Source organism: Streptomyces sp. NPDC020597 (assembly GCF_044335095.1).
In the GTDB taxonomy this organism is placed as follows: domain Bacteria; phylum Actinomycetota; class Actinomycetes; order Streptomycetales; family Streptomycetaceae; genus Streptomyces.
In genome coordinates this window covers 226,439-238,567 of sequence record NZ_JBIRUL010000006.1, presented here as the reverse complement: position 1 = coordinate 238,567, position 12,129 = coordinate 226,439, and the positions used below count along the sequence as shown (strand labels likewise).

The window sequence follows — 12,129 nt, the reverse complement described above, 5'->3', positions numbered from 1 at the left end:
GGGCTGGTTCCTGGCTTGCTCGGCGCTGAACAGTGGCGTTCGGGGTGCGAGGGCGGAAAGGGGCGGGGGCTCCGGACGGGGCGGGGCAGGCGGTCAGGGCGTGAAGGAGACGGGGAGGTTCGCGGCCTTCGCCCCGGTCGGTGGGACCTGCAGGGTCTTCAGGGCGAACTCCATGACCTGTTTGAAGACGGGGCCGCAGATCTGGCCGCCGAAGTAGCTGCCCTCGGTGGCGTTCTGGATGGCGCAGTAGACGGTGATGCGGGGGCTGTCGGCGGGGGCGAAGCCGGCGAACGACGAGGTGTAGCCCTTGTAGGTGCCGGTGGCCGGATCCACGCGGTTGGCGGTGCCCGTCTTGCCCGCGACGCGGTAGCCGGGGATGCGCGCCTTGGCGCCCGTGCCCTCCCGGTCGTCCACGACCGACTCCAGCATGTGGGCGAGGGTCTTCGCCGTCTTCTGGCTGACGACCCGGCTTTTCGCGGGCGACGCGGCGGGCGTGAAGCGTCCGTCCGGCCCCCTGGTGCCGCGCACCAGGGTGGGCTGGACGCGTACGCCGCCGTTGGCGATCGTCGAGTACACCGAGGCCGCCTGGACCGCGTTGAGGGACATGCCCTGGCCGAAGGGGATCGTGTACTGCTGCGAGGTCGACCACTTGTCGGGCGGGGCGAGGATGCCCTTCGTCTCGCCGGGGAAACCGAGCCCGGTGTGGCTGCCGAGGCCGAACTTGCGCAGGTACGAGTACAGGACCCGGTTGGCCTCGGCCTGCGTCTTGCCGAGCTGTCCGGTGGCGAGGATGGTGCCGATGTTGCTGGACTTGGCGAGCACCCCGTTGAGCGTGAGGTACCAGGTCGGGTGGTCGATGTCGTCCTGGAAGAGCCGGTCGCCGCGGTGCAGTCGGTTGGGCACGGTGACGTGCGTCAGCGGGGTCGCGGCGTTCTCCTGCAGCACGGCGGCCATGGACATGATCTTGGCGGTCGAGCCGGGCTCGTAGGCGTCCTGGACGGCCGCGTTGCCCAGGGCGCCCGGGTCTGCCTTCGACAGGTCGTTGGGGTCGAAGCCGGGCGAGTTGGCCAGGGCGAGGATCTCGCCGGTGCGGGTGTCCTGCACGATGACGTAGCCGCGGTCCGCCGCGGACTTGTGCACCTGCTCGGTGATGGCGTTCTGCGCGGCCCACTGGATGTCGCGGTCGATCGTCAGCTCCACGTCGGAGCCGGGCACCGCGGGCGTCTCGGTGGAGCCGACGGTCGGCACCTGACGGCCGCCGGACTGGGCGTAGCGGATCTTGCCGTCCGTGCCGGCCAGCGTGGAGTTCAGCTGCTGCTCGACGCCGCCGCCGCCCTTGCCGTCGGCGTTGACCCAGCCCAGTATCCCGGCGGCGAGCTCCTTGTTCGGGTACACGCGCTTGCTGCTGGGCACGGAGAACAGCCCGGCGAGGACGTTGACCGTGGAGCGGTCCGTCTCGGCCTTGGCGGAGAGCGCGGACCTCAGGTCGCGGATCTGCTTCCACACCTGCGGGGTCTGGCGCCCGGCGAGCTTCACGTAGCGCAGATTCCGGTCCTTCGGCCGCAGCTTCGCGACCAGGACGGACTGCTGCTGGCCGAGGATCGGCGCGAGCAGCGCGGCCGCCCGCTCGGGACCGTCGTCGATCTTCAGCTGCGGGCGGGCGAACATGGTGGGGTCGGCCGTGATGTCGTAGGCGTCCTCGCTGGTCGCGAAGGCCACTCCGGTGCGGTCGGTGATCTCGCCGCGCTCGGCGGGCAGCACCTGGCCGACGTACCGGTTCTGCTCGGCCTTGGCGGTGTAGGCGCTCGCGTCGACGGCCTGCACCTGCAGGAGGCGGACGACGAAGGCGATGAGCACCAGGGCCAGGGCCAGGCCCACCATGCGCAGCCGGGGGCGGGGGCTGCCGAGCCGGATGACGCGCGGGGCGGCGGCGCGTGGGGGCGGTGCGGTCGGGCGGCGGGCCGGGCGGGCTCCGGGTCCCGGGCGCCGCTGGGCGGACGCGGGACGGGAGGGCCGGGCGGGGCCGGGCACACGCCGGCGCGGCGGTTCCCTGTCGGACACTTCCGTCACCTGCCGGGGGTCTCGGGGGTGGCTGCGGTCGGGTCGGGGGCCGCGCTCCGCGCGGGGGCGGCGTCCCGGTCGGGGAGGTCCGGCCGGGCGAAGGCGTCGCCCGGCGCGTCGGAGCCGGCGGGTTCGGGCGCCTGCGGGAGCGTCCCGGAGAGCGTGACGGTCTCCGGCGGCCGTACGACCGGGTCCACGGACTGCCGGGCCGCCGCGGACGGGACGCCCTTCACGGTGCCGTCGGGGTTCAGGAAGGCCGGGTCGCCGCCCGGGACCATGCCCAGTTCGCGCGCGCGCCGCTGAAGGGCGTCCGGGGCGGAGTAGGAGTCGATGTCGCGCTGGAGCGCCTGCTCCTCGTCGGTGAGGCTCTTGGTGTCCTTCTGCAGGTCGTCCTTCTGGAACGAGCCCTCGCTGAGGGCCGAGTTCAGCACGAGCAGTCCGATCAGGCCGCCGCCCAGCAGCAGCACGACGAGGAGGACGAACGGTGTGCGGGCCGCCTGCCGGGGGCCGGCCGGGAAGAGCCGCGCGAGGCGGGCGGCCCTCCCTTTCAGTGCGGGTTTACTGCTCACTCGCCCTCCCCCGGACCCGGCGTGCGGACCCTCGGCTCACGCCCGTCATTCGATGGACTCCCTGATTCGCTCGGCACCGCGCAGCCGCGCCGGGGCGGCGCGCCGGTTCTCGGCGATCTCCTCCTCCGTGGGAAGTTCGGCACCGCGGGTGAGCAGCTTGAGTCTCGGCTGGTAGCGCTCGGGGACGACCGGTAGCCCGGGCGGCGCGGTGTTGGCGGCGCCGGCCGCGAACACGTGCTTCACGAGCCGGTCTTCGAGCGAGTGGTACGACAGGACGGCGATCCGCCCGCCCACGTCGATCGACTGCACCGCGGCCGGGATCGCCCGTTCCAGGACGGAGAGTTCGCCGTTCACCTCGATGCGCAGTGCCTGGAAGGTGCGCTTGGCGGGATTGCCCCCGGTGCGCATGGCGGCCTGCGGAAGGGCGCTCCGGATCAGTTCGACGAGGCGCGCGCTGTTGGTGAAGGGCTCCTTGTCGCGCTCGCGCACCACCGCGGAGACGATCCGTTTGGCCTGCTTCTCCTCGCCGTACGCCCGCAGGATCCGCACGAGTTCGCCGGGCGGGTAGGTGTTGAGGACCTCGGCGGCGCTGACGCCGGTCGTCTGGTCCATGCGCATGTCGAGGGGGGCGTCCTGGGCGTAGGCGAATCCGCGGTCGGCCTCGTCGAGCTGCATGGAGGAGACGCCGAGGTCGAACAGGACGCCCTGCACGCGCGCGACGCCGAGCCGGTCCAGTACGTCGGGAAGCTCGTCGTAGACCGCGTGCACGAGGGTGGCGCGCTCACCGAAGGGGGCGAGGCGCTCGCCGGACAGGCGCAGCGCCTCCTTGTCGCGGTCGAGGGCGATCAGCCGGGCCTCGGGGAACCGCGTCAGCAGGGCCTCGCTGTGCCCGCCGAGGCCGAGCGTGCAGTCGACGACCACCGCTCCGGGCCGCTGCAGGGCGGGGGCCAACAGGTCCAGGCACCGCTGGAGCATCACCGGGACGTGTCGACTGTGACTCAAGGGGGCCTCTCAGATCCGGCGGGTGATGACGCACCGCCGGGTCCCCGCCCCTCGTGAAGGGAAGGCCTGCCGGCGCCGCGGGGAGATCTCGGCGGCCGGGCCGGGGTCTCACGGGTTCAGTCCAGCAGGGAGATCGTCGCCTCCCGCTTCGCGTCACTTTAGTCCACGGTGTCGCGCGGTCAATCAACCGGCCTGTGCGGCGCGGCCCGGGGCCTTCCGGCCCCGCACGCCTTGTGGCTTACCTCACAAAGGGGGCGTGATGACGCTCTTTTTCCCTCCTCACAGCAGGACCGCGACGCGTGTGACCAGTAACGTCATGGATATGACGACTTCCGCATCCGTACCCAGTGAGACCGCGGGCGCCATACGCGGCGGTACCGTGACCGACCGCCTCGTGGAGGCCAACGAGCGGTACGCCGACGCCTTCACCGACCCCGGCATGGACGCCCGCCCCGTTCTGCACGTCGCGGTCGTGGCCTGCATGGACGCCCGTATCGACCTGCACGCCGCGCTCGGCCTGGAGCTCGGCGACTGCCACACGATCCGCAACGCGGGCGGCGTGGTCACCGACGACGTCATCCGCTCGCTCACCATCAGCCAGCGCAAGCTGGGCACCCGCAGCATCGTCCTGATCCATCACACGGGGTGCGGTCTGGAGGCGATCACCGAGGACTTCCGCACCGAGCTGGAAATGGAGATCGGGCAGCGTCCGGCGTGGGCGGTGGAGTCCTTCCGGGACGTCGACCAGGACGTCCGGCAGTCGATGCAGCGGGTGCGCACCTCGCCGTTCCTGCTGCACACCGACGACGTGCGCGGCTTCGTGTTCGACGTGCGGACCGGACTGCTCCGCGAGATCGACCCCGCGTGACCTCGCGACCGGACCGTCGTTTTTCCCTGTCGTTTCGCTGTTGATGTGCGCCCCCAGGACGCCCAAACGGCCATAACCCCGACATATCACGGACAGTTGTCCACACCCGAGTGACACGAAACGGTAACGGCAGCAAGAATGCGGATGTGACGCCGCGCTGAGCAGTTCGCGGGTGGTGTCCGTGATTCGGGGTGGGCCGGTTAGCGCGACAGAGCGTCGGCCCGTGAACAGTACGGGCCGAGGAGGGCCGGGTGACGACCTATGACGATCGAGCGAGCCTCACAGATCTGACCGCCACTGTGGAGCGTGTCCGCAGTTCGGTGGAGGGAGTGATCGAGGGCAAGCCCGAGGTCGTACAGCTTTCGCTGACCGTGCTGCTCGCCGAGGGGCATCTGCTGATCGAGGACGTGCCGGGCGTCGGGAAGACGATGCTGGCCAAGGCGCTGGCGAAGTCCATCGACTGCTCGGTGCGCCGTATCCAGTTCACCCCGGACCTGCTGCCCTCGGACATCACCGGCGTGTCCATCTGGGACCAGCAGCGCCGGGACTTCGAGTTCAAGCCGGGCGCGATCTTCTCGCAGATCGTGATCGGCGACGAGATCAACCGGGCCTCGCCCAAGACGCAGTCGGCGCTCCTGGAGTCCCTGGAGGAGCGCCAGGTCACCATCGACGGGCAGACCTACGAGCTGCCCAGCCCGTTCATGGTGGTGGCCACGCAGAACCCGGTCGAGATGGAGGGCACCTACCCGCTGCCCGAGGCGCAGCGCGACCGGTTCATGGCCCGGGTCTCCATCGGCTACCCGAGCGCCGAGGCCGAGCTGCAGATGCTCGACGTGCACGGCGGGGTCAGCCCGCTGGACGACCTTCAGCCGGCCGCCCACGCCCACGAGATCGTCAAGCTGATCGACGCCGTCCGGAGCGTCCACGTGGCCGACTCGGTGCGGCGCTACGCGGTCGACCTGGTCGCCGCCACCCGGACCCACCCGGACCTCAGACTCGGCGCCTCGCCGCGCGCCACGCTGCATCTGGTGCGCGCGGCGAGAGCGACCGCCGCGCTCAACGGCCGGGACTACGCGCTGCCGGACGACGTCCAGAACCTCGCCGTGCCCGTGCTCGCCCACCGTCTGCTGCCCACCGCGCAGGCCCAGCTCAACCGCCGCACGGCGGAGCAGGTCGTGGAGGACATCATCCAGCGCACCTCGGTGCCGGCCACGCCCCAGCAGCACGGATACGGGCTGGGCCACGGCACCCAGGCGTACGGCCGGCAGCAGCCGCGGAGGCTGTGATGTCCGCCGGGGGGACCGGGCAGCCGTCCGCCGGCCGGGCGGGGCGGGGGGACCGGAGCGGCGCGCGCACGGCCCTGGCCGGTCTGACCACTCGCGGCCGCTCCTTCCTGGCGGCCGGCGTCGCCGCCGCCGTCTGCGCCTATGTGCTCGGACAGCCCGACCTGTTGCGGGTCGGGCTGCTGCTGGCCGCCCTGCCGCTGATCTGCGCGGCCGTCGTCTACCGCACCCGCTACCGGGTCGCCGGCAGTCGCCGGCTCTCCCCCGCGCGGGTGCCGGCGGGCAGCGAGGCCCGCGTCCATCTGCGGATGGACAACGTCTCGCGGCTGCCCACCGGCCTGCTGATGCTCCAGGACCGGGTGCCGTACGTGCTCGGCCCGCGCCCCCGCTTCGTCCTGGACCGGGTGGAGGCGGGCGGCCGCCGCGAGGTGTCCTACCGGGTCCGCTCCGACCTGCGCGGCCGCTATCCGCTGGGCCCGCTCCAGCTGCGCCTGAGCGACCCCTTCGGCATGTGCGAGCTCACCCGGTCCTTCTCCACGCACGACACCCTGACGGTGATACCGCGCGTGGAACCGCTGCCCCCGGTGCGGCTGAGCGGCGAGGCCAAGGGGTACGGCGACGGCCGGCGGCGCTCGCTGGCGCTGGCCGGCGAGGACGACGTCATCCCGCGCGGCTACCGCTACGGCGACGACCTGCGCCGGGTGCACTGGCGCTCCACCGCACGCTACGGCGAGCTGATGGTGCGGCGCGAGGAACAGCCGCGGCGCTCCCGCTGCACGGTGCTGCTGGACACCCGGGGCCTGGCCTACCGCGGGGCGGGCCCGGACTCCGCCTTCGAGTGGGCGGTCTCCGGCGCCGCGTCCGTGCTGGTGCACATGCTGGAGCGGGGCTTCTCCGTGCGGCTGCTGACGGACACCGGCGCGTCCGTGCCCGGTGAGGGCCCCGACGGCTACGCCGGGGGCGGCCAGGATTCGACCGACGCGGCCGGGCTGATGATGGACACCCTCGCGATCGTCGACCACTCCGACGGCGCGGGCCTGTCCCGGTCGTACGACGTGCTGCGCGGCGGCCACGAGGGGCTGCTGGTGGCCTTCCTCGGCGATCTCGACGAGGAGCAGGCGGCCATCGCGGCGAAGATGCGCCAGCGCAGCGCGGGCGCGGTCGCCTTCCTTCTGGACGACGACGCCTGGATGCGTGAACCGAACGGCGTGCCCGATCCGATGAACAGGCAGGAGGAGCGGCTGCGGATGCTCCGCGAGGCGGGCTGGACGGCCCTGGGTGTGCCGCGGGGCGCATCGCTGGACGAGCTGTGGCGACTGGCGGAGCGCGACCGGGCGGGCGTGGCGACGTCGCACGGCGGGGAGGGAAGGGCATGAGCGGGCGGGCCCGACTGACACTGTGCTCCGCGGCGGCGACGCTGCTGGCCTCGTGCGCCCTGCTGCCCCTGGTGGAGCCGGCGACATGGTTGCTGCAGGCGGCGTTCCTGCTGGCGATCCAGTCCGGGGCGGGTGCGGCGGCCCGGCGCGTGCCGCTGGCCCGGCCGCTGACCGCGGCCGTCCAGGCCCTGGTCACGCTGATGGCGCTGACACTGGTCTTCGCCCGGGAGCACGCGGTTCTCGGGCTGCTCCCGGGCCCGGAGGCCTTCCGGCACTTCGGCGACCTGCTGCAGGCAGGCGCCGACGACATCGGGCGGTACGCGATACCGGCCCCGCTGTCCGACGGCATCCGGCTGATGGTGATCGGCGGGGTCCTGGTGATCGGCCTCGCGGTCGACACCCTCGCGGTGACGTTCCGCAACGCGGCCCCGGCCGGTCTGCCCCTGCTCGCGCTGTACTCGGTCGCCGCCGGGCTGTTCGACGGGTCGGCGGACTGGCTGTGGTTCCTGGTCGCCGCCGCGGGTTACCTGATGCTGCTGCTCGCCGAGGGGCGGGAGCGGCTCTCGCAGTGGGGCAGGGTCTTCGGCGGAGCCGCGCACGGCCCGGGCGAGCCGTCCGGACCGGTGGCCCCGGTGCGCACCGGCCGCCGCATCGGCATGGCGGCACTGGGCGTCGCCCTCGTGGTGCCGCTGCTGCCGCTGCCGGCCATCCAGGACGGTCTGCTGGGCGGGACAGGGGCCGGCGTGGGCGCCGGGAACGGCAGCGGGGGCACCATCTCCGCGGTGAACCCGCTGGTGTCGCTGCGGGACAGCCTGAACGTGGACGAGGACCGCACGGTTTTGACCCTGCGCACCAACAGCGGCAATCTCTCGGACCTGTACCTGCGGATCGTGTCCCTGGACGACTTCGACGGCACCACGTGGAAGCCGGCCAAGCGCCACATCACGGCCGTGCCGGACGACTTCCCGGCGCCCACCGGTCTGGGTCCCGACGTGAAACGGGCGGAGATCACGACCCGGATCGCGGCCGCCGGCACCTACGCGCAGGACTGGCTGCCGATGCCCTATCCCCCGAGCGGCGTGCAGATCAAGGGCAACTGGCGTTACGAGCCGGTCGGCATGACCCTCGTCGGCGACCACGGCCAGAACACCAGCGGCAAAACGTACCTGGTGAAGAGCCTGGACGTGCAGCCCACGGCACAGCAGCTGGCCTCCGCGGCCAAGGCTCCCGACACGATCCGGCGGGAGTACACCAAGGTCCCGGACTCCCTGCCGACGGTGGTGGCGAAGCAGGCCCGGGAGATCACCAAGAACGCCACGAGCGGCTACGAGAAGGCGGTCGCGCTCCAGGACTACTTCGCGGTGACGGGCGGCTTCGAGTACGACACCCAGGTGGAGGTCGGCAGCGGCCCGGGCGCGATCGCCCGCTTCCTGCGGGACAAGCAGGGCTTCTGCGTCCACTTCTCGTTCGCGATGGCGGCGATGGCCCGCACGCTGGGCATACCGGCGCGGGTCGCGGTGGGCTTCGCTCCGGGCTCGCCCCAGGCGGACGGCACGGTGACGGTGAGCCTGAAGGACGCGCACGCCTGGCCCGAGCTGTACTTCGAGGGCGTCGGCTGGACGCGCTTCGAGCCGACCCCGACGCGTGGCTCGACCCCGACGTACACGCTGCCGGAGACCTCGGGGCAGACGGTGCCCGATCTGCCGCAGTCCTCCGCCTCGGCGAACGCCGTCCCGTCGGCCGCTCCGTCGGCGAGCGCCAGCTGCTCCGCTACGGACAAGAAGCTCGGCAACTGCGCCGACCCGCTGCCGCTCGACCAGGCGGACCAGGGCGGAGGGGGCGCCCCGTGGTACCGGACGGCCGGCTGGGCGCTGCTCGGGGCCGCGGCGCTCGCCCTGCCGCTGCTGCCGATGCTGTGGCGGCTGCGACGGCGTTCGGTGCGGCTGGCGTCCGCCCAGCACGCCGCCGCCTCGGCGTCCGGCGCGCCGCCCGGCCGCCGCAAGGACGGCGCCGACGGCCTGCACGACGGCGACGGTGACCCTGCGGTGCTGCTGGACGTGCCGCCGCAGGAAGCATCCGAGGCGGCCGCGAGGCATGTCCTCGCGGTGTGGCGCGAGCTCACCGACACGGCCTGGGACTACGGCATCGAGCCGGACGAGGCGCTCACGCCGCGGCGGGCCGCGGCGCGGATCGTGCGGATCGGGGAGCTGGACGAGACGGCGAGCCGTTCGGTGCACCGGGTCGCGGACGCCGTGGAACAAGTGCTGTTCGCCCCGGTGCCGAGGGCGCAGACCGGACTGGCGGACGAGGTCCGCCGGGTGCGGGCGGCCCTGCGGGAGAACGCGGGCAGCGCCACGCGAGTGCGTGCGGTGGTGGCGCCGCGTTCGGCCGTGCGCGCGGTGTGGGACCTCGCCGACCGCTGGAGCGCCCTCAAGGCGTCCTGGGCGGGCCGTCTGGCGACGCTGGTCCGCCGCCCGTCCCGCCACCAGCAGCCGAGCGGCTGAGCAGGAGGGGCCTGGCCGCAGACGGAGCGAGGGGGCGACCACCCGGCCGGGTGGTCGCCCCCTCGACGTTGCTCGTCCGGTGGGCGGTGCTGGGGGGCGGTGTCAGTGACCGCCCTGCTCGTCACGCCGGCGCTGCCAGCGCTGCTCGATACGGTCCATCATGGAGCGCTTCTGTCGACCCTGACCGCGGGTGCGCGTGGCGCCCGGCGCTCCTGCGGCGGCCTGTTCGCCGGGCTTGGGGGCCTTGCGCCAGCCGGTCACGGCGAGCACCGCGCATCCCAGCATGACGAGGAACCCCACCACGCTCAGCCAGACCTGCTTGGCGACCATTCCGGCCATGAGGAGCGCGATACCCACGAGGAAGCCAGCGACCGCCTGGTAGACCCGCCGCCGGGTGTACGTACGCAGCCCGCTTCCCTCGAGCGCCGACGCGAACTTGGGATCTTCGGCGTACAGCGCTCGCTCCATCTGCTCGAGCATGCGCTGCTCGTGCTCCGAGAGCGGCACGGAGTCCTCCTCATCGTGCAGTCGCCGGGGCGACCCCGGGGGTCCCTTCAGGATAGGCAGGGAATCGCCCCCGTGAAACCCGCCCCTCTACGCCAATTGGCCAACCGGAGCCCGCCATGGGCGTCCCGGCTCGCTGAGGTGTCCATTCCCCGGCGGCCGACCCGTCATGCCGGGCGGTCTCCCTCGATCATACGGCGCACCGGGCCCGAACGGGGGGCCTGTGGCGTACTCCATGCGCAGCCAAGCCCCTGATCAGCGGTACGCCCCGGGAGGCGCTCAGCTCCCGTCAGCTCCCGTCGGCCCCCCGCGTCTCACCGAGCACATGGAGCTGGGTGGCCACGGAGTGGAACGCGGGGAGTTCGGCCGCGGCCTCCTCGAGCTTGAGCAGCGCGTCGAGGGCGCCGGGCTCGGTGTCCACGAGGACGCCGGGCACGAGGTCGGCGAAGACCCGGACCCCGTGTACCGCGCCGACCCGCAGGCCCGCGCCCTCGACCAGTCCGGTGAGCTGCTCGGCGGTGAAGCGGCGCGGCACGGGGTCGCCCTCGCCCCAGCGGCCGTCGGTGCCGGTGAGGGCCCGGCGGGCCTCCGTGAAGTGGCCGGCGAGGGCGCGTGCGAGCACGGCCCCGCCGAGGCCGGCGGCCAGGAGGCTGAGGAGGCCGTCGGAGCGCAGTGCGGCCACCGCGTTGCGCACTCCTTCGGCCGGGTCGTCGACGTACTCCAGGACGCCGTGGCACAGGACGGCGTCGTAACCGCCGCGATCGACCACGTCGAACAGCCCGTGGGCGTCGCCCTGGACGCCCTTCACGCGGTCGGCGACGCCCGCCTCTGCGGTGCGGCGCTCCAGGGCGAACAGCGCGTTGGGGCTGGGGTCGACGACCGTGACCCGGTGCCCGAGGAGGGCCACGGGCACCGCGAAGTTGCCGCTGCCGCCCCCGGTGTCGAGGACGTCCAGCGACTCACGGCCGGTCGCCTTGACCCGGCGCTCGAGGGCGTCCTGGAGGACCTCCCAGACCACGGCGGTGCGCAGGGAGGCGCGGGAGCGGGGGTGGGAGGCGGGCGGGCGCATCGGATCCGACACGGCAGTTGACTCCTCGGCGCGGCACCGCCTCTTGCGCGGCGGAGCGAACGGGCTGCCTCCCCGGGGCCCGGCCCGCGCCGGGGTGCGGGCGGGCGGAGAGGAGGCTTCAGGCGCCTTCCACCCTATTGCCTCCGCCGCCTCGACCGGTGCCGGCGGTACGGGGGCCGGCAGGCCGCGGCGGGTGGCGCCGGTCCCGGCCCGCTCGGGCGGCCCGGCGACCGCTCCGGAGGCGGTGCGAGGCCGGGACCCTGCGGTGTGCGGGGCCGCCGGGGGCGCCCGGTGCCGGGCGGGCATGTCAGCCTGCGTCCGGCAGGTCGCGCCGGTGGGCGCCGGGGCCGGCGGGGTCGTCCTCCTCGTGGCGCGGCTGGGGCAGGACCGGCTGGAGCACCAGCATGCGCTCGACGAGGCGGAGGAACATCGCCACGTCGCGGATCAGGTCGTCGGCGTCCCGGCGCCCGGCCGCGCCCTGGATGCCCGCCTCGGCACGGGCTCGCCGTCGGGCGCCGGAGGCGAACAGCGCGCTCCACTCGGTGAGTTCGGGCGCTATCTCGGGGAGCACCTCCCAGGCGCTGCGGATGCGGGCGCGGCGGCGGGAGGAGGGTTCGGGGCGGCCCCGGGCGGCGAGCACGGCCGCCGCGGTGCGCAGGGCGGCGAGATGGGCCGTGGCATAGCGGTCGTTGGGGGTCTCGAGGGCGGCCGCCTCCTCCAGACCCGCGCGGGCCTGGGCGAGCAGGTCGAGGGCGGCGGGCGGGGCTGTGGTGCGGCGGAGCACGGGGTGCACATCGCTCGCCGGGCCGGTCAGTGAGGGGGCAGGGCCGGTGGCGCGGCGCCGGTGTGCGGCGGCTGCGTGGTGGTTGGCCATGACGAACCTCCTGTCGTCA

At 73.5% G+C, this 12,129-nt stretch carries 10 protein-coding genes; 4 read left to right on the top strand and 6 right to left on the bottom strand.

Features of this window, described 5'->3' with window-relative positions:
* Nucleotides 1-93: 93 nt before the first annotated feature.
* Genes ACH4ZA_RS13560 through rsmH form a run of 3 tightly spaced genes read right to left on the bottom strand, consistent with a single transcriptional unit; the run spans nt 94 to nt 3,632 of the window.
* Nucleotides 94-2,061, bottom strand: coding sequence for a penicillin-binding protein 2 (locus tag ACH4ZA_RS13560; protein WP_319281352.1), 1,968 nt, complete (start codon nt 2,059-2,061; stop codon nt 94-96).
* A gap of 5 nt (nt 2,062-2,066) precedes the next feature.
* The gene (locus ACH4ZA_RS13555; RefSeq protein WP_319281353.1) at nt 2,067-2,630 is read right to left on the bottom strand and encodes a septum formation initiator family protein; all 564 of its coding nucleotides are present in this window, start codon (nt 2,628-2,630) and stop codon (nt 2,067-2,069) included.
* A gap of 45 nt (nt 2,631-2,675) precedes the next feature.
* On the bottom strand, nt 2,676-3,632 hold the full coding sequence (gene rsmH, locus ACH4ZA_RS13550; protein ID WP_319281354.1) for a 16S rRNA (cytosine(1402)-N(4))-methyltransferase RsmH: 957 nt from the start codon (nt 3,630-3,632) through the stop codon (nt 2,676-2,678).
* 322 nt (nt 3,633-3,954) lie between these two features.
* Between rsmH and ACH4ZA_RS13545 the strand changes: the two genes are divergently transcribed.
* From ACH4ZA_RS13545 to ACH4ZA_RS13530, 4 genes are all read left to right on the top strand, one after another.
* Nucleotides 3,955-4,500, top strand: a complete 546-nt coding sequence (locus tag ACH4ZA_RS13545) for a carbonic anhydrase (protein ID WP_319281355.1) — start codon at nt 3,955-3,957, stop codon at nt 4,498-4,500.
* Between the two features lie 251 nt (nt 4,501-4,751).
* Nucleotides 4,752-5,786, top strand: a complete 1,035-nt coding sequence (locus ACH4ZA_RS13540) for a MoxR family ATPase (RefSeq protein ID WP_319281356.1) — start codon at nt 4,752-4,754, stop codon at nt 5,784-5,786.
* Complete coding sequence (locus ACH4ZA_RS13535; protein WP_319281357.1) at nt 5,786-7,159, top strand: DUF58 domain-containing protein; 1,374 nt, start codon at nt 5,786-5,788, stop codon at nt 7,157-7,159. The genes ACH4ZA_RS13540 and ACH4ZA_RS13535 overlap by 1 nt, the downstream gene beginning before the upstream one ends.
* The gene (locus ACH4ZA_RS13530) at nt 7,156-9,663 is read left to right on the top strand and encodes a DUF3488 and DUF4129 domain-containing transglutaminase family protein (protein WP_398429436.1); all 2,508 of its coding nucleotides are present in this window, start codon (nt 7,156-7,158) and stop codon (nt 9,661-9,663) included. Before ACH4ZA_RS13535 ends, ACH4ZA_RS13530 begins: the two co-directional genes overlap by 4 nt.
* 102 nt (nt 9,664-9,765) lie before the next feature.
* On the opposite strand, the gene ACH4ZA_RS13525 is transcribed toward ACH4ZA_RS13530, so the two are convergent.
* The 3 genes from ACH4ZA_RS13525 to ACH4ZA_RS13515 form a co-directional block, all read right to left on the bottom strand.
* Nucleotides 9,766-10,170 carry a DUF3040 domain-containing protein gene (locus ACH4ZA_RS13525; RefSeq protein WP_319278822.1) on the bottom strand — a complete coding sequence of 135 codons (405 nt, stop codon included), beginning with the start codon at nt 10,168-10,170 and terminating at the stop codon, nt 9,766-9,768.
* A gap of 286 nt (nt 10,171-10,456) precedes the next feature.
* Entirely contained in the window at nt 10,457-11,248 is a 792-nt protein-coding gene (locus tag ACH4ZA_RS13520; protein ID WP_319278823.1) for a methyltransferase, read from the bottom strand.
* A gap of 295 nt (nt 11,249-11,543) precedes the next feature.
* Nucleotides 11,544-12,110 (bottom strand): SAV_6107 family HEPN domain-containing protein, encoded by a 567-nt coding sequence (locus tag ACH4ZA_RS13515; protein ID WP_319278824.1) that lies wholly within the window; start codon nt 12,108-12,110, stop codon nt 11,544-11,546.
* Nucleotides 12,111-12,129: the final 19 nt, after the last annotated feature.

What these genes read in the sequence shown, in the direction of transcription:
- ACH4ZA_RS13545 (WP_319281355.1), top strand. Translation starts at nt 3,955, where the DNA reads ATGACGACTTCCGCATCCGTACCCAGTGAGACCGCGGGCGCCATACGC.
- ACH4ZA_RS13535 (WP_319281357.1), top strand. Translation starts at nt 5,786, where the DNA reads ATGTCCGCCGGGGGGACCGGGCAGCCGTCCGCCGGCCGGGCGGGGCGG.
- ACH4ZA_RS13530 (WP_398429436.1), top strand. Translation starts at nt 7,156, where the DNA reads ATGAGCGGGCGGGCCCGACTGACACTGTGCTCCGCGGCGGCGACGCTG.
- ACH4ZA_RS13515 (WP_319278824.1), bottom strand. Translation starts at nt 12,110, where the DNA reads ATGGCCAACCACCACGCAGCCGCCGCACACCGGCGCCGCGCCACCGGC.